At 56.6% G+C, this 16,038-nt stretch carries 17 protein-coding genes; 11 read left to right on the top strand and 6 right to left on the bottom strand.

The features are described 5' to 3' along the window. The first annotated feature begins 2 nt into the window (after positions 1–2). Genes MJ257_RS06945 through ssuE form a run of 5 tightly spaced genes read left to right on the top strand, consistent with a single transcriptional unit; the run spans position 3 to position 4,845 of the window. A complete protein-coding gene (locus MJ257_RS06945; protein WP_240268541.1) occupies positions 3–1,202 on the top strand; it encodes an amidohydrolase in 1,200 nt (399 codons plus the stop codon). Next, a complete protein-coding gene (solA, locus tag MJ257_RS06940) occupies positions 1,199–2,365 on the top strand; it encodes an N-methyl-L-tryptophan oxidase (RefSeq protein ID WP_240268540.1) in 1,167 nt (388 codons plus the stop codon). Before MJ257_RS06945 ends, solA begins: the two co-directional genes overlap by 4 nt. 34 nt (positions 2,366–2,399) lie before the next feature. Further along, positions 2,400–2,867, top strand: coding sequence for a DinB family protein (locus tag MJ257_RS06935; RefSeq protein WP_240268539.1), 468 nt, complete (start codon positions 2,400–2,402; stop codon positions 2,865–2,867). A gap of 52 nt (positions 2,868–2,919) precedes the next feature. Then, entirely contained in the window at positions 2,920–4,257 is a 1,338-nt protein-coding gene (locus MJ257_RS06930; protein ID WP_240268538.1) for an LLM class flavin-dependent oxidoreductase, read from the top strand. Between the two features lie 18 nt (positions 4,258–4,275). Further along, the gene (gene ssuE, locus MJ257_RS06925; protein ID WP_240268537.1) at positions 4,276–4,845 is read left to right on the top strand and encodes an NADPH-dependent FMN reductase; all 570 of its coding nucleotides are present in this window, start codon (positions 4,276–4,278) and stop codon (positions 4,843–4,845) included. An 87-nt stretch (positions 4,846–4,932) separates the two neighbouring features. Here the strand turns inward: ssuE and MJ257_RS06920 are convergent, their stop codons facing one another. Both MJ257_RS06920 and MJ257_RS06915 read right to left on the bottom strand, forming a co-directional pair. After that, a complete protein-coding gene (locus MJ257_RS06920; protein WP_240268536.1) occupies positions 4,933–5,181 on the bottom strand; it encodes a spore coat protein in 249 nt (82 codons plus the stop codon). Positions 5,182–5,198: 17 nt separating this feature from the next. Continuing rightward, on the bottom strand, positions 5,199–5,384 hold the full coding sequence (locus tag MJ257_RS06915; protein ID WP_240268535.1) for a hypothetical protein: 186 nt from the start codon (positions 5,382–5,384) through the stop codon (positions 5,199–5,201). A 331-nt stretch (positions 5,385–5,715) separates the two neighbouring features. Here MJ257_RS06915 and MJ257_RS06910 point away from each other — a divergent pair, with 331 nt between their 5' ends. After that, positions 5,716–7,443: a methyl-accepting chemotaxis protein gene (locus MJ257_RS06910; RefSeq protein WP_240268534.1), complete on the top strand. Its 1,728-nt coding sequence runs from the start codon at positions 5,716–5,718 to the stop codon at positions 7,441–7,443. A 123-nt stretch (positions 7,444–7,566) separates the two neighbouring features. After that, a complete protein-coding gene (locus MJ257_RS06905; RefSeq protein WP_240268533.1) occupies positions 7,567–8,151 on the top strand; it encodes a TetR/AcrR family transcriptional regulator in 585 nt (194 codons plus the stop codon). Between the two features lie 62 nt (positions 8,152–8,213). Here the strand turns inward: MJ257_RS06905 and MJ257_RS06900 are convergent, their stop codons facing one another. Beyond that, positions 8,214–10,115, bottom strand: coding sequence for an FAD-dependent oxidoreductase (locus MJ257_RS06900; RefSeq protein WP_240268532.1), 1,902 nt, complete (start codon positions 10,113–10,115; stop codon positions 8,214–8,216). 192 nt (positions 10,116–10,307) lie between these two features. On the opposite strand from MJ257_RS06900, the gene MJ257_RS06895 reads away from it, so the two are divergent. Next, entirely contained in the window at positions 10,308–10,730 is a 423-nt protein-coding gene (locus tag MJ257_RS06895) for an NUDIX domain-containing protein (protein WP_240268531.1), read from the top strand. Between the two features lie 106 nt (positions 10,731–10,836). Here MJ257_RS06895 and MJ257_RS06890 read toward each other — a convergent pair whose 3' ends face one another. The 3 genes from MJ257_RS06890 to MJ257_RS06880 form a co-directional block, all read right to left on the bottom strand. Beyond that, the gene (locus MJ257_RS06890) at positions 10,837–12,042 is read right to left on the bottom strand and encodes an MFS transporter (RefSeq protein ID WP_240268530.1); all 1,206 of its coding nucleotides are present in this window, start codon (positions 12,040–12,042) and stop codon (positions 10,837–10,839) included. Between the two features lie 92 nt (positions 12,043–12,134). Continuing rightward, positions 12,135–13,052 (bottom strand): aldo/keto reductase, encoded by a 918-nt coding sequence (locus tag MJ257_RS06885; RefSeq protein WP_240268529.1) that lies wholly within the window; start codon positions 13,050–13,052, stop codon positions 12,135–12,137. Positions 13,053–13,292: 240 nt separating this feature from the next. Then, entirely contained in the window at positions 13,293–13,637 is a 345-nt protein-coding gene (locus MJ257_RS06880) for an iron-sulfur cluster biosynthesis family protein (protein WP_240268528.1), read from the bottom strand. A gap of 185 nt (positions 13,638–13,822) precedes the next feature. On the opposite strand from MJ257_RS06880, the gene MJ257_RS06875 reads away from it, so the two are divergent. The 3 genes from MJ257_RS06875 (at position 13,823) to MJ257_RS06865 (ending at position 15,994) form a co-directional block, all read left to right on the top strand. After that, positions 13,823–14,134: a DUF1806 family protein gene (locus MJ257_RS06875; protein WP_240268527.1), complete on the top strand. Its 312-nt coding sequence runs from the start codon at positions 13,823–13,825 to the stop codon at positions 14,132–14,134. Then, entirely contained in the window at positions 14,131–14,841 is a 711-nt protein-coding gene (locus MJ257_RS06870) for a PIG-L family deacetylase (RefSeq protein WP_240268526.1), read from the top strand. The genes MJ257_RS06875 and MJ257_RS06870 overlap by 4 nt, the downstream gene beginning before the upstream one ends. A 94-nt stretch (positions 14,842–14,935) precedes the next feature. Next, a complete protein-coding gene (locus MJ257_RS06865) occupies positions 14,936–15,994 on the top strand; it encodes an NAD(P)/FAD-dependent oxidoreductase (protein WP_240268525.1) in 1,059 nt (352 codons plus the stop codon). The last annotated feature ends 44 nt before the right edge of the window (positions 15,995–16,038 follow it).

The raw sequence follows: 16,038 nt of genomic DNA, 5'->3' as shown, positions 1-16,038 counted from the left end.
CCATGTCTAACGATACTTATACGATTCAAGGGACGCCCGGGATAACGGCAGAACGGTTCGTGGCGATTCGCCGAGAGCTGCACCGATTCCCGGAGCTGTCGAACGAGGAATTCGAGACGACCCGCCGGATCCGCGGTTGGTTAGAGGAAGCGGGCGTCCGGATCCTGGACGTACCGCTGGCGACCGGGCTGGTCGCAGAGGTCGGCGGGCTCCAGGGTGGACTGGTTATCGCGTTTCGGGCGGATATCGACGCGCTGCCGATCCAGGAGGAGACCGGGCTGCCGTTTGCCTCGACGCATCCGGGCAAGATGCATGCCTGCGGGCATGATTTCCATACCGCCGCCCTGATCGGTACGGCATATGCGCTGAAAGCCCGGGAGTCGCAGCTGAAGGGCATGGTCCGGCTGATCTTCCAGCCGGCCGAGGAGAAAGCCAAAGGCGCGCGGCAAGTCATCGACAGCGGCGCATTGGAAGGGGTGCAAGCCATCTTCGGCATGCACAATAAGCCGGATCTTCCCGTCGGAACGATCGGGATCAAGAGCGGCCCGTTGATGGCCGCCGCCGATGGCTTTGTCGTCGAAATCGCCGGGCGGGGGACCCATGCGGCCGTGCCGGAAGCCGGCAACGATCCGATCGTCACCGCCGCGCATCTCGTGACGGCGCTGCAATCGATCGTCAGCCGGAACGTCGGTTCGCTGGAAAGCGCCGTCATCAGCGTCACGAAGCTGCATAGCGGGACGGCCTGGAACGTCGTCCCCGAACAAGCGCTGCTGGAAGGCACGATCCGGACCTTTGACGAAGAGGTGCGGCAGCGGGTGCTGAAGCGCTTTGAGGAGGTTGTTCAGGGAGTGGCGGCTGCGTTTGGCACGACGGCCGCCATCCGCTGGATCGAAGGCCCGCCGCCCGTGCTGAACGACCCTGCGCTGGCGGAGCTCGGGCTGGCCGCGGCGGAGGCGGCGGGATATCGGGCCGTTACGCCGGTTCCATCGCCCGCGGGAGAGGACTTTTCCTGGTATCAACGGGAAGTTCCGGGACTCTTCGTCTTCATGGGGACGGATGGACCGCGGGAATGGCACCACCCAGCTTTCGATCTTGATGAGCAGGCGATTCCGGTAAGCATCGGCTTCTTCGTGAAGCTGGCGGAACTGGCGCTGGATGGTCAGCAAAGGGAGGTCGGGCGGAAGGAAGGGGCGCTCCGATGAGTACGGTCGCCTCCTATGACGTCATTGTCGTCGGCGCGGGCTCCATGGGGATGAGCGCCGGTTATTATTTGGCCCGCAAGGGCCTGCGGACGCTGCTGATCGACGCCTATGATCCCCCGCATCGGGAGGGCAGCCATCACGGCGAACCCCGGCTGATCCGGCACGCATACAGCGGAGATCCCGTGTATACGGAATTGGCGGTTCGCGCCCACCGGTTATGGAATGAAGTGGAGGAGCTGACCGGGACCCGGCTGCTGGAGCCATCCGGCGTGTTGAATCTTGCAGACCGAGGACTACACTCCTACAAGCAGCGAATCGCGCAGGCGGAGGCGCTGGGCGTCCGCACGGAATGGCTGGACGCGGCGGAAATCCGCGCTCGTTGGCCGGAGCTGACGATCCCGGACTCGTTTGAGGCGATGGTTGAGCCGGACGCCGGGTATTTGTACAGCGAGCGATGCGTGGAGGCGTACCGCAAGCTGGCTTTGGCGCAAGGCGCGGAGCTGCTGACCTACTCCATCGTCCGGAAGGTGAAGGTGCATAGTGGGGAAGGCGGCGGCGTTACGGTCTATACGGCGGACGACAAGTTTCATGCCGGGGCCGTTCTGCTTACCGCCGGAGCGTGGTTTAGCACGCTCGCTCCGTTCGTCGACCTTCCCATCCGCGCCGTGCGCAAGGTGGTCGGGTGGTTCGAAACAACGGGTTCTGGCTTTGACGCGGGACGGTTTCCCGGGTTTACGCTGGGTACGCCGGAAGGCGGCTACTACGGGTTCCCGAGCATCGGCGGAGCCGGCCTCAAGATCGGCCGCCACGACGGAGGAGTTCCCTGGGCACCGGGGGAGACCTTGGCGCCTTTCGGGAGCCATCCCGAGGATGAGGGCGATCTGCGCCGCGTGTTGTCGGCCTATATGCCGGGGGCAGCCGGCCGTCTGAAGCAAGGCGTTGCCTGCAAATACGAGTTGACGCCGGACGAGGACTTCATTATCGACCGGCACCCGGAACACGCGCAGGTTTGGGTGGCGGGCGGATTTTCCGGACACGGCTTCAAATTTTCCAGCGTGGTCGGGGAAATTCTCGCGGACTTCATAGTAGATGGGAAGGCAGGTTACTCCCTGCGGCCGTTTGCGCTCGATCGTTTCATTCAGCCGGCTCGATCGGGTGATTAGGGAGGAAACCTGATTTTGAATCGGAGGGGATTGCATGACCCTAGTCAACTTTGAAGCTTTTTTGAATACGCATGGGCAACTCGCCTCGGCGATCGATGGCCTGAGCGAGGAGCAGACGACATGGAAGCCGAAGCCGGAGAGTTGGAGCGTACTGGAGGTGTTGTCCCACTTAGTGGATCACAGCCTCGTCATTTCCTTTCGGATTCGCGATATCCTGGCGGGGACGGAGGCCCGGCTGCCGGCTTTTAACCAAGATGCCTGGGTCAGCGGCCAATATGCCAATGCGGGTAGCGTTGCCGACGTGTTGCAGGCTTTCCATGCGCTGTTGCTCTACAACAGTCTGCTGCTTAGCCGCTTGGATGCGGCCGATCTGGAGAAAACCGGCGTGAATGCCAAAGGAGAGACCGTTAAGATTACGGATATCGTGGAGGGCTTTACCCGCCACGTGCAACGCCATTTGGGGCAAATCGATCGAATCAAACAAGCGGCCGGGATTGCCTGAGCAAGGGAAGAAATAAGGAAACGATATCGAATCGATAAGGAGGAACGAAGTTATGGCGAAGCCAAAACAACTCAAATTGGGCGCGTTACTGCATGGGGTAGGAGGAGGAACCTCCCTGTGGCGCCATCCGGACGTGCAGTCGGATGCCAGCATCAATATCGACGGATATAAACGCTGGGTGCAAAAGGCGGAGGCTGGCAAATTCGATCTGGTGTTTATTGCGGACGGCTTATATATCACGGAGAAATCGATCCCCCATTTCCTGAATCGCTTCGAGCCCTTAACGCTCCTCAGCGCCCTGGCGGCGGTCAGCAAGCATGTCGGCCTGGTCGGGACGTTGTCCACCTCATACAGCGAGCCGTTCACCGTCGCCCGACAGTTCGCCTCCTTAGACATGATCAGCGGTGGGCGCGCAGGCTGGAATGTCGTGACCTCTCCCTTGGAAGGCTCGGCGTTGAACTATGGGAAGAAGGAGCATCCGGACCATGCCAAACGTTACCGGATCGCCACCGAGTTTCTGGAGGTTGCCCGCGGTCTGTGGGATTCGTGGGAGGATGACGCCTTCTTGCGGAATAAGGAGACGGGAGTATTTTTTGATCCGGACAAAATGCACACGCTCAATCACGTCGGAGAGTTCTTCTCGGTGAAAGGGCCGCTCAATATCGCCCGTTCCAAGCAGGGGCAGCCGGTCATCTTTCAGGCGGGCTCCTCCGAGGTCGGCAAAAATTACGCGGCGAAGCATGCGGACTCCGTGTTCACGGGGCATGAAACGCTAGAGGACGCGCAGATCTTTTATCAAGACGTGAAGTCCCGCGCCGCCTCGTTCGGGCGCAATCCGGACGAAGTCTTGATCTTCCCGGGGATCAGCCCGATCCTTGGCCGCACGCCGGAGGAGGCGGAACGCAAGTATCAAGAGGTCGCCAGCCTGGTGACGATCGAAAATGCCCTGGATTATTTGGGACGGTTCTTCGAGCACCACGACTTCTCCCAATATCCGCTCGACGAGCCGTTCCCGGAACTCGGCGATTTGGGCAAGAACAGCTTCCAAAGCGGCACGGATAAAATCAAAAAAGACGCCAAGGAAAAAGGGCTGACGCTGAGACAAGTGGCGCTGCAGGCCGCAACGCCGCGCGGAGGCTTCATCGGTACACCCGAGCAGGTCGCGGACCGAATTCAGGCCTGGTTCGAGGGAGGCGCTGCCGACGGGTTCATGATTACCGCCGCCGTTCCGAACGGACTGGAGGAGTTTGTGGATCTGGTCGTCCCGATTTTACAGGAGCGCGGCCTGTTCCGGACGGAGTACGAAAGCGATACGCTGCGCGGCAACCTGGGCCTCCCGGTTCCGGAGAACCGGTACACGCTGGAGCGCCAAGCGGTAGCTAAGGCCTGACAGAAAGGAGGAGAAGCCATGGCAAGAATCGCCATCATTGCTGGAAGCCCTAGCTTAGGGTCCCGGTTATTCGGATTAACCGAACATGTGGAAGAACGGCTGCGCCGTGCCGGTAACGACATCGCTTGGATTTCGGCGGCAGAGCTCCCTTCAGAGGATTTGCTGCGGGCTAACTTTGGCAGTCCGGCAATAAAAGCCGCGCTCGATGCCGTCGAATCGGCGGACGCCGTGGTCATCGCCAGCCCGGTCTATAAAGCGTCCTATTCCGGTGCACTGAAGACGATCCTGGATTTGATCCCGCAAAAAGGGCTGCAGGGCAAACCGGTGCTCCCGCTGTTCATCGGCGGGACAATCGCCCACTTGCTGGCCGTCGATTATGCCCTGAAGCCGGTGGTTGCATCGCTTGGAGGTACGCATATTCTAGGCGGCGTGTTCGCCGTCGATCAATGGGTGAGCCGTCTGGAGAACGGGGGATATGCGCTTGAGGAGCAGCTCCGGGAACGGATGGACGAGGCGGTCGCCGAGTTGAACCGGGAATTGGCACGCTACCGGCAGATAAATCAGGAGCAGGTACTAAAGCTAGGCTAGAGATGGGTAAAAAGAGCAAAAAGCTTCCCGCATCCGTTAAGATGGCGAGGAAGCTTTTTCGCGTGTAATTGCCTGCCGTTGAATCGTTCAGCTGCCGAGCTGCGACTTCACTTGCTGCACTTCCTGGTCATTCGCCATCATCGCCGGCTGGTAGAAGCCTTTGGACTCGGCCAACTGGAACAGCTCGTATTGGGATTTCTCGCAGTTATCCCGGATTTGCTGAACGGTGGATCTCAGCTGGAGATTGGCGCATTCCGAAATGACGCTGCTGTACGTGTTCAGGCTGCTTTTGACCATGGACAACGCGTCGTTCACCATTTCTTTATCCTGCATCATCGTAATAGAGAACCTCCCTAGTTCAAAAATGACATTAGCTGTTGCTTGGTGTTCAGCGCGTCCTGGGCCGATTTTTGAAAGTAGGCTTTGACTTGCGGATCGACGGACTGCTGCGCGTAGGTGAGCATTTTTTGATGTGCCGTTTCGTGGGCGCCGATCAGGTGCCGCAGGCTTTGCAGCTCCTGTTGGTTGATTTGGGCCATGCCATCTGCTCCTTTCGTTTGGTATTCGCTGGTTATTGTTTGCGAAACCGGGACAAATATGCGATTGGCATGTTTTCTCCGGGAAAAAGGGGCGGATTGGTGAATAAAATGTGACGGAGACTGGGAAGGAGGGGCGCCTAAGGTTTGCATCTTTTTACATTCGAGTCTTTAGTCCTACTTTCCATGACATGTGAACTATTAAAATAGTCACTGTGATATTGTCGAATTTGGTTAAAATTAGGAAGGTGGTTTTGTTTGTATTAATTACAATCATACAAGGAAAACAGAAGGGTCCTAACTTATGAAAATTTAATCAAAAGGTGGAATCATAATGTCCAGGCTAGGTAATCCATTCCGATGGTTCAAGAGATTCAGGTTTCGTTCGCTTATCGGCAAACTGGTGGGAATGATCGTGCTGCTGATGACGGTCTGCGCCGTTTCTTTCACGCTGGTGTCGTATTACGAGGTTCAAAGATCGATGACCAGCCAGATGAAAAGCGACGGAACAACCCTGGTGACCAACATCAAACGCGAGATCGTCAGCAACGAGCTGTCGGACATGGGCCAGCTGCAGAAGGTGTTCCAGACGATCAAAGAGGAAGGCAAAGGGAACATCGTTTACATCTCCCTTTCCGATGCCAAGGGAAATCTGATCGTATCTGACGATAGCCAGACCGGGGAGGGGAACGCAGCCGAGGGGACGGACGCAACCGCTTCGGCTTCGGCCACGTCGGCGAACACGGATTTGACCACCGTGGTTTCCAATCAAGAGACCCAAGGCAGTATTTTGAAAACAGCAGGCGGGGAGAAGGTTTATAACATCTCCACGGATTTTGCATACAGCAAGGAGCTCTCCGGCGCATTGAATGTCGGGATCTCGCTGGAAAGCATGTATGATCAGATCCGGGAAGCGCTGTTCGAAACGATTGTCATTTCGCTGGTCATCCTGCTGGTAGCGATTGCCCTGGGCTTGCTGATGGGACGCAAGATGATTCGTCCTATCACGATGATGTCTAAACAGATCAAGCGTTATGCCGCCGGGGATTTCTCGGAGGAATTCACCCGTCGCAGCCAGGATGAAATCGGCAAAATGGCGGAGGATCTGGCCCATATGCGCAGCAAGCTGGGCGGGATGATGGAGAACATCCAGCTTCGCGCCGGCCAGGTCACGTCCGGTTCGCAGCAGCTTTCGGTCATGATCGGGGAAAGCTCGCAGGCGGCGAAGGAAATATCGGCAGCGACGGATGCGCTGGCGGCGGGTTCGGGAGACCTTGCGGTGAATGCACAGGAAGGGCTGGAGCGGCTGAATCGCTTGGCACAAGAGATTATTTCGCTCACCGGCCGGGCGGACCAGATGAAATCCAGCATCGAAGAAACACAGGAAGCGAACCAAACGACCATGAGCAGCATGAAACAATTGCAGAAGGCGATCCGCGAGAACGCGGAAGTGACGATCAACATCGAGGAGCAGGTGAACGACCTCAGCGAGAAGTCGGAATCGATCACTCAGGTCACGACGGTGATCAAGGCTGTTGCCGAGCAAACCAATCTGTTGGCGCTGAACGCCATGATCGAAAGCGCCAGAGCCGGCGAACAAGGACGAGGGTTTGCGGTCGTGGCGGAGCAGATCCGCAAGCTGGCCGAACAAACGACGGGTTCGGTGCAAGGAATCGAGGATATGGCGCGGGAAGTGGCCGCTGCGGTTGCGAAAACCCGGGAGTACATGCAGCAGGGGGCCGAGGTCATTACCCGGACGAGCGAGGTGTCGCGGGAAACCGGCCAAGCCTTCCGGCAAATCGACCAGACGATTCATCATATGATCGAAGGCATGCAGGAATTGATCGGCGGAATCACCCAAATCAACCACGATAAAAATGAAGTGATCGGCACCATCGAAAGCATCTCCTCGATCGCTCAGGAATCGACCGCGGCTACCGAGGAGATCTCGGCCTCAACCGAGGAGCAGCTGGCCAGCATGGAGCAGGTGTCCGCTTCGACCGGCGAGATGAAGGAGATCGCCGACGATTTGAATCGCTTGGTAGGACAATTCAAATTCTAACGTGGGAACAGATATGGACAGCGAACCGAACTTGCCTCTCCAGCAAAACATCCGTTACACTGATACTAGAATAGAACGATGAGCTGCGGTTAGTCATCCTAACCGGGTAATGAGGGACAAGCCATGGTATTGAAAAAAAGGGAACAGCAATCACTGCTGACCAAGGAGAAAATATTACGCAATTCAATTGAGCTGATTACGGCTTACGGATATGACGAGGTCACGATTTCGCAGATTTGCCAGAAAAGCGAGGTGGCCAAAGGCTCGTTCTATACCCACTTCAGCTCCAAAAGCGAGATCGCGATCGAAATCCTGAAGGACATCAACGTCCGCTTGTTCCACGGCCTGGAGGTCAATGCGGAGCAGCCGGCGGAGCGGCAGCTTCGGGAGTACGCCCGGCTGTATTTTCGAACGGTCCTGGAATGCGGGCCGGCGATGTCGCGGGAAATTTTCAAAATCATCCATACGGTTCAGTTCTCCAGCGGGGACGTATCCGACCTGCATAACAGTTTTATCGAGCGTTACGTCCGACTGGGGCAGGAGCAAGGCGCTTTCCGAGAAGAGCTGAATCCGGAGAAAATCGGCCATTACTGGTCGGACGGTAACCTCGGTCTGGTCCGTTATTGGATCGCCGACAGCGAACGTTACGACTTGATGGAGGAAGGCATGGATTATTTCGAATTCATGATGAACGCGATCCGTGCGTAACAAGTCAACAACCCGTTTCTCCGCAAAATGCTGCGGAGAAACGGGTTGTTGTTTTTCCTTGTTTATTTATGGGCGGCGGCATGCTCCCCGGCAATTCGGCCGGAGTTGACGGCAAACGCCATCGTCAGGCCTTCCACATCCGGGTAACTGTTGTCGTACAATCCACCGGCATCATTGCCGACGGCATACAGCCCAGGAATGACCTTGCCTTCGGCCGTCAAAGCCTGCAGATCCTCGTTGACGCGCACGCCTCCGATCGACCCGTAGGTCGAACCGCTAACGCGGATAGCGTAGAACGGACCTTTTTCGATCTTGTATTGCAGGTAAGCCGGGTCTTTGTAATAAAGCGTATCTTTTTTGGCAGTTACGGCTTGGTTATAGGTTTGCGCCGAGGCTTTCAATTTTGCGGCGTTCATGCCGGTTTTGGCGGCCAGATCGTCCAGCGTCTTGCCGATGGCGACAACGCCGTCTTTGGCGAACGTCTCGAGGTCGGCTTGCAGATCTTTGATCGGGGCGGTCTTCAGCTTGGTGACGTCGTTGCGCCCTTGGGCAAACAAGCCGTCCCCGTTCACTTGGTATGCGCCGCACAAGTTGCTGCCCTCTTTGGTCAGCTTGTCTACCGTGGTTTGGTCAATCACGGCAAAATATTCTCCGCCTACGGAGTAAGCGGCATTCCCCCACAAAACGTTGTCGTACACGACCCCTTCGTCCACGAACCGCGTGCCTTCTTTGTTCACCCAGAACAGCGGCAGGTCTTTCACTGTAAAGGTCGGACGGCCGTTGTAGTTTTCAAAGATCCCTTTCGTTCCCGACAGGTCGCCGAGGTGGATCTGGATGACGCCGCTGCCGATTTCGTCGGCTCCGATTGCCCAGGCCATTTTCACGCCTTCGCCTTTGTTTCCCCACCCGTAATAGTTGTAGTAATTCACTTTCGTTTTCTCTTTGAACATCTCTTCGTTGGCACCGAAGCCGCCGCTCGCGAGAATGACATTCTTGGCGCTCACCTTCAGCGTGCTGCCGTCTTCCATGGTAGCGGTGACCCCGGTCACGCGGCCATTGGCATCGGTGATCAACGATTGGCCGGTGGTGTTGAAGCGGACGTCAACCCCGAGTTCTTTTTGCATCCGTTCATGCAGTTTGGCAAAATCAGCTTTCGCGTTCGTCCATAGGTGATAAGTCTTTGGCGAATCGACGTGCAGCTTCTGGTTGACCCCAAGGCTCAACCGCAATCCGATGCCGTTGGCCTGCAGCCAATCGATCGTGCTGCCCGATTTGTTGAGAATCGCTTTGAGCAGCGGGGCATTACTGCGGTAATGGTTGTATTTCTCCAAATAGTTAAACAGGTATTCGGTCGTTACGGTTTCTCCGGCCGTTTTTTGCAGCGAGGTTTCTGTACCCGCGATGCCCATCGCGTAGTTTAAGAGACCGCCCATGGCGGAGGTTTTCTCCAGCACGATGACCTTCGCTCCGTTTTGGACCGCAGCCAGCGCAGCGGCGGTTCCCGAAGTGCCGCCGCCAACGATGACGACGTCCGCCGTTGCGGTTTGCACCTTGCCGCCCGTCGTAACCGTTTGCAAATCGGATGGCTTCAAGCCGGTTTGCGCCAGCGCCGCTTTAGCGGCAGCCAAGACGGCGGCCGAGGTGTGGGATGCGCCGGCGATGCCGTCCAGCTCGACGTTCTGCTTGGCTAACATTTGCTCCTGCAGCTTCTTCGCGGCAGCGCCCCCGACCTCCGGCGTTTCCTTGTCCGCTTGAATCGTGACTTTGGTGATTTTCTTGCCATCGACGGTCAGTGAAACTTTGACGTCGCCTCCGAACCCTTTTTCCGTCGCCGTGCCCGTCTTGCTGCTCGCAGCAGCAGCGGCATTGGCATCGCTGACGGACTTGCTGCCGATTTGCGCGCCGCCGAGCACGAGTGCCAGGCCCAATAAGCCCGCCGTTACCGGCTTAATCCAAGATTTCATAGCCAAAACTCCCCTTCAACCCTAATTTGGCCGCGTTCGATGACCGAAGTCAGTGACCGTGGTCAGTATCAGAATAGCGCGATTCCTTGCCTATTAAAGTGAAATAATTCACAAAACAAAGAAAAAGGTTTTGCTTTATAATAGAACCCGTTGATTGACTTGGGAGATCGCCATAGAGAGGTAGGGGAACGCATGAAAACGACGGAAACCGCCGTCCCTCGATTGGGTGTAGGTGCGGTGATTCGGAACGACCGCGGGGAGATCTTGATGGTGCTGCGCAATCGGGAACCGGAAAAGGGCACGTGGAGTATCCCCGGCGGAAAAATCGATTTGTATGAAACGATGGAGCACGGCGTCATGCGGGAAATCAAGGAAGAGGTGAACCTTGATATCGAGGTAACCGGAGTATTATGTACGGCGGAGGCGATCCGGCCGGAAAAGACGGAGCACTGGGTTTCGGTGATTTACGAAGCGGCGATTGTCGGCGGCGAACTTCGGAATATGGAGGAGGGGGGAGCCATCGGGGCGATGGAGTGGTTCCCGCTGAATCGTTTGCCGGACAAGCTGGCGAGCTTCACAGCGGCAGCGATCGAGGCACTACAGAGACGGGAGTAGACGGGGGATAAAATAACGGAACTCAGCGACCTTATTCGGTCCAATCCGGCCGAGTTGGGACGGAAAATCGCCGGGAAATGGGGGAATAAGGTTCCCCCTGGTCCCATTACGCCGGTGCGTCCGAGCTTCCGACCCGCTCGCGCCGTCGGCCGCACACTTGCGCGTAAACGGCGATGATTTGCGTCAACAGGCCGGCGATGCACACGCCAGTCCAGCCGAAATGCGCGTAGCTGAACGAGCCGACCCAGGAGCCCAACGCGCCGCCGACGAAATACGATACCATGTAGATCGTATTGATGCGGTTGCGGGCTTCGTCGCTGATCGCGTGGATGCGGGCCTGGTTGGAGATCTGCGTCGATTGGACGCCGAGATCAAGCAGGATCACGCCGACAACCAGCCCCGCCAAGGCATAGCCGAAGCCCAGCATGCAGACGTAGGCGAGGATGACCGCGCCCATGCCGATGCCGATGGTGAAGCGCGGGCTGCGCCGGTCGGCCATCCGCCCGGCAACCGGAGCGGCCAGGGCCCCGACGACGCCGATGAGCCCGAACAGACCGGCCGCGTCAGGGCCAAGGCCATAGCGCGGTTCGGCCAGCAGGAACGACAGCGTCGTCCAGAACACGCTGAAGGCGGCGAACATCATGCCGCCGTTCAGCGACGCTTCGCGAAGCAGCGGCAGATCCTTGATGAGCGAGGCCATCGAGCGGAACAAAGCCCCGTACCCGGCCGCTGTCGTGGACGGGGACTTGGGCAGGCGGTACGTCAGAAAGAAGGCCAGAAGGATCATCAGTCCGGAGGCGATAAAATAGACGGCCGGCCAGCCGAGATATTCGCCGACGAGACCGCTGAAGGTTCGGGAGACGAGAATCCCGATCAAGAGTCCGCTCATGACGGTGCCGATGATTCGGCCGCGTTCCTTCGGATCGGCCAGCTGCGCGGCAAGCGGCACGATCAGCTGGGGCACGACGGAGGTGAAGCCGACGGCGAAGGAGGCGACGTTCAGCGCGGTACTGTTCCAGGCAAAGGCCATAAACAGCAGGGCACCGGCCGAGCAGACGAGCATGAACAGGATGAGCGATTTTTTCTCGCGGATATCGGCGAGCGGCAGGATCATCAGCATCCCAAGGGCATAACCGACTTGCGTCAAGGTGGCAGCATAACCCACCTGGGCTTGCGTGACGTGAAAAGCGGCGGCAATTTCCGCCAACAGCGGTTGGATATAATAGAGGTTTGCCACGGCGATGCCGGCGGTGACGGCCATGATCAGGACCAGAAACCGGTTTAGCCGAACCGGCTTGCTTTCGGAAGGCATTCCGACGCCTCCTTTTCGAGAATTTTGGCAAAAAAACAACCTAAGTCCTGAAGAAACGGGGCTTAGGTTGTTTCGCGTAGGGACCGCTAGCTTTACGGCAAAATGTTGCCCGCGGCGCGGTAAATTTCGTACCATTCCTCGCGGGTCAAGCGGATCTCGCCGGCTTGGATGCATTCCTTCAAGCGGTCGATGTTCATCGTTCCGATTACCGGTTGCATTTGAGCCGGATGGCGCAACAGCCAGGCGATGGCGATGGTCGTGTTCGTTACGCCGTATTTCGCGGCGATTTCGTCGATTTTCTGGTTCAGTTCGGGGAACTTCTCGTTGCCGAGGAAGACCCCTTCGAAGAATCCGTATTGGAACGGCGACCACGGCTGGATCGTGATGTCGTTCAACCGGCAGAAATCCAGCACGCTGCCGTCGCGGTTAACAGCGGCTTCATTTTCCATATTCACGTTAATGCCGGCCGAAATCATCGTGGTGTTCGTGATGCTCAGTTGCAACTGATTGGCGACGATCGGCTGTTTAACGTATTTTTGCAGCAGTTGAATTTGCATCGGGTTCTGGTTGGAAACGCCGAAATGGCGCACTTTGCCTGCGGCATGCAGCTGGTCGAACGCCTCGGCGACTTCTTCGGGTTCTACCAGGGCATCCGGACGATGCAGCAGCAGCACGTCGAGATATTCGGTTCTCAGACGTTTCAGAATGCCGTCTACCGACGACAAAATATGCTCTTTCGAGAAGTCGAAGGAGCCTTGACGGATGCCGCATTTCGATTGCAGCAGGATTTTCTCCCGAATCTCCGGGTTCATGTGGATCGCATCGGCGAAAATCTCCTCGCAGGAGCCGCCTCCATATATATCTGCGTGGTCGAAGAAATTAGCGCCTTCTTCCAGCGCGGTTTGCACGAAACGTTCGGCACCGGCTTTGTCCAGCGAGTTGATTCGCATGCAGCCGACGGCGATGACGGGAACTTCCAGCGTGCTTGTTCCAAGCTTGATGGTCTTCATTAGTCGGATCCTCCTCAGTCGAATAGGAATAGATGAACGGTCACCCGGGCAGCTATGTAGACGGATAGGAATAACATTCAACACGGTTAAACGTGTTTGCGCCGGGACGCCCCCATCATTGTGACATAGAAGGACGACGGTTTCAAGAGCCGGGGGGAGAGCCTGCGGAGAACGGCAAAAAGGCCGCCGGGTCATGAATCCCGGCAGCCGAAAGCGGAAATCTATAGGAACCCCTGGCCGTTAGCGAAGGGCTTCGGCCGGAGCGGCGACGCGTTTGTCTTTCAGCACGACGTTGTTGCTGTATAACATCGAGTCGCTGCTCAAACGGAAAGTAGGGAAATGATCATGGGCAAGCAATCGCATGACTTCGTCAAACAAAATTTCCTGTTGGCGATCCACCAAAAAGGTGAAGCCGCCCGATTCAAACGCGATGTCGGTGGGAAGCGGCTCGCTGATCAAATGCAGCGAATAGACGCCGGCAGCGCTGCACCCTTCCGATTCGCCGACCAGCTTGAAGTACCCCGGCCGCCCGCCCAGGCTTTGTTGCAGCTTTTCTTTTGTGAGATTCGTCATTTCTACTCTCATCCGACACACATCCTTTTGAATGTATTTAAATTTTACAAAATTAAATTGTCTACAATTTATTTATAATCAATTTAAAGCGATTTGTCAAGCGGGGGAAAGTCACTTGTACAAACGAACCCTGAGCGTATAATAGTTACTGTGATTTGGATAGCCATCAAATACATCGAAAAGGACGGCGTGCCAACATGAATCTCATTGAAAAGAAACACGCGGAAGATCTGCTCCGTGCTTTTGTCGGATCCGACGTGTATCTGCATAGTGAAGCGACTTCCTATTTATTTGTCCGCAATTTCAAGGTGAGCCTGACGGATGCGTTTATTGCCGGAGAAGGACCTTACCGCGCGGCCCTGCGGTTTGACGGTCACGGCTGGCTGCGTATCGAAGGGTTGACGCATATGGAGCTGGACGAGCAAGGCCGCCTTTTGTTCGAGGGCTTTGACGACAGGGGACGTATGGATGTCGCATTGCATTTGGGAAGGGAGCCGTTTCCGGAATGAATACCAAGAAATCGCTAACCAATATGGGACGTAAACTGCTGGCGGTATTTGCTCACCCTGACGACGAATCGTTTATCTGCGGAGGCACGTTGGCTAAATATGCGGCCGAAGGCGTGGAGATCACGTTGGTGAGCGCAACCCGCGGCGAGATGGGAAGACGGATGGGGAATCCGCCGTATTTGAACCGGGAGACGCTTGCGGCGGCCCGGGAAATCGAGCTGCGTCAGGCGTGCGGCCATTTGGGCGTGCACGAACTGAAATTTCTCGATATCCGCGACAAGACGGTCGAGTTCATTGATGAGGAGCTGCTCATCGGACGGATCGAAGAACTGATGCACGAACTCAAGCCTGATGCAGTAATCACGTTTCACGAGACGTTAGGCGGGCACCCGGACCATTGCGCGATCGGCAAAGCGGCTACGGCCGCGTTCCGCCGGTACGGGCAAGGATCGCTGTATTTTGTCTCTTTCGGCGACATGATGCTGCAGCCGGACAAGTTCGGCTACACTCAAGATGACATCGTCCGGGTGGACGTGCAAGACCATTTGAAGGCCAAGCTGGCCGCCTTCCGCGCCCACCGCTGCCAGTCGGAGCTCATGGAATGGGTATGGCAACGGGATGAGAAGGCGCTGCGGAACCTCGGCCGTTACGAATATTTCATCCGCGGGAGTCAGTCGCAGCCAGGGAAGGATTCACTATTTAAATAATAATGATTTTCATTCTCAATTAGATATGATACGATGGTTCCATCCTAGTGAAAAATCATTTCCTTACGCGGTAAAAAAGGAGAGGTTGCGACTGATGGAACAAACCGTATATGATGTCACGATAATCGGAGGAGGCCCGGCCGGGTTGTATTCCGCCTTCTACAGCGGCCTCCGCGAGATGAAAACGAAGCTGATCGAGTATCAGCCTTTTCTTGGCGGCAAAGTGAACGTGTATCCGGAGAAAATGATCTGGGACATCGGCGGCTTGACGCCGGTCACCGGGGAACAGCTGATTCGGCAACTGATCGAGCAGGGATTGACCTTTCAGCCCGAAGTCGTTCTAGGCGAGAAGGTGACTTCGATTTCTCGGGGCGAGGATCGGATTTTTACGCTGCACGCCGCATCCGGAGCCAAGCACTATTCGAAGACGGTCATCCTTGCCGTAGGAGGCGGGATCCTGAAGCCAACGAAGCTCGAAATCGAGGGGGCGGAACGGTTTGAGGTGACCAATCTCCATTATACGGTGAAGTCGCTGAGCCGGTTTAAAGGAAAAACCGTGCTGATCTCCGGCGGCGGGAACACCGCGATCGATTGGGCGAATGAACTGGCTCCGATTGCGAAGAAGGTGTATTTGACCTATCGCAAAGAAATGCTGAAAGGCCATGAGGCCGAGGTGTCGAAGCTGATGAAGAGCGAAGTCGCCTGCCTTTTGAACACATCGATCGTGAAATTAACAGGGGCTAAGGGTGGGGATTCGATCCGCAGCGTCTGGATTCAAAATCATGAAGACGGCTCCATCGTCGAACTTGCAATCGATGAGGTCGTGGTCAGCCACGGGTATGAACGCGATAAGGCGCTGCTGGAAAACAGCGAAGTCCAGATTCGCATGGCTAACGAGTACGGCATCGCGGGAACGGCCATGAGCGAAACCTCGGTGGAGGGAATCTTCGCTGCCGGGGATATTTTGGCCTATGAGGGCAAGCTCCACTTGATCGCCGGGGCTTTTCAGGATGCGGCCAACGCCGTTAACCGGGCCAAACAGTACATCACCCCGGAGGCGGAAGCTTACGGAATGGTCTCTTCGCATAATGATCTCTTTATGGAAAAAAATCGGGAACTGAAGAAGCAGCTATTTGCGGCAATGGCAGATTGACCGAATCTGCTTGATATGGATGCGCTTACCTTATATGGGTAGGC

It is taken from the genome of Paenibacillus timonensis (genome assembly GCF_022427145.1).
Taxonomy (GTDB): Bacteria; Bacillota; Bacilli; order Paenibacillales; family Paenibacillaceae; genus Fontibacillus; species Fontibacillus timonensis.
This window is presented reverse-complemented; position numbering and strand designations above follow the sequence as displayed.

Coding starts and splice junctions, on each gene's coding strand:
- MJ257_RS06945 (WP_240268541.1), top strand. CDS start 3: ATGTCTAACGATACTTATACGATTCAAGGGACGCCCGGGATAACGGCA.
- solA (WP_240268540.1), top strand. CDS start 1,199: ATGAGTACGGTCGCCTCCTATGACGTCATTGTCGTCGGCGCGGGCTCC.
- MJ257_RS06935 (WP_240268539.1), top strand. CDS start 2,400: ATGACCCTAGTCAACTTTGAAGCTTTTTTGAATACGCATGGGCAACTC.
- MJ257_RS06930 (WP_240268538.1), top strand. CDS start 2,920: ATGGCGAAGCCAAAACAACTCAAATTGGGCGCGTTACTGCATGGGGTA.
- ssuE (WP_240268537.1), top strand. CDS start 4,276: ATGGCAAGAATCGCCATCATTGCTGGAAGCCCTAGCTTAGGGTCCCGG.
- MJ257_RS06920 (WP_240268536.1), bottom strand. CDS start 5,181: ATGATGCAGGATAAAGAAATGGTGAACGACGCGTTGTCCATGGTCAAA.
- MJ257_RS06915 (WP_240268535.1), bottom strand. CDS start 5,384: ATGGCCCAAATCAACCAACAGGAGCTGCAAAGCCTGCGGCACCTGATC.
- MJ257_RS06910 (WP_240268534.1), top strand. CDS start 5,716: ATGTCCAGGCTAGGTAATCCATTCCGATGGTTCAAGAGATTCAGGTTT.
- MJ257_RS06905 (WP_240268533.1), top strand. CDS start 7,567: ATGGTATTGAAAAAAAGGGAACAGCAATCACTGCTGACCAAGGAGAAA.
- MJ257_RS06900 (WP_240268532.1), bottom strand. CDS start 10,115: ATGAAATCTTGGATTAAGCCGGTAACGGCGGGCTTATTGGGCCTGGCA.
- MJ257_RS06895 (WP_240268531.1), top strand. CDS start 10,308: ATGAAAACGACGGAAACCGCCGTCCCTCGATTGGGTGTAGGTGCGGTG.
- MJ257_RS06890 (WP_240268530.1), bottom strand. CDS start 12,042: ATGCCTTCCGAAAGCAAGCCGGTTCGGCTAAACCGGTTTCTGGTCCTG.
- MJ257_RS06885 (WP_240268529.1), bottom strand. CDS start 13,052: ATGAAGACCATCAAGCTTGGAACAAGCACGCTGGAAGTTCCCGTCATC.
- MJ257_RS06880 (WP_240268528.1), bottom strand. CDS start 13,637: ATGAGAGTAGAAATGACGAATCTCACAAAAGAAAAGCTGCAACAAAGC.
- MJ257_RS06875 (WP_240268527.1), top strand. CDS start 13,823: ATGAATCTCATTGAAAAGAAACACGCGGAAGATCTGCTCCGTGCTTTT.
- MJ257_RS06870 (WP_240268526.1), top strand. CDS start 14,131: ATGAATACCAAGAAATCGCTAACCAATATGGGACGTAAACTGCTGGCG.
- MJ257_RS06865 (WP_240268525.1), top strand. CDS start 14,936: ATGGAACAAACCGTATATGATGTCACGATAATCGGAGGAGGCCCGGCC.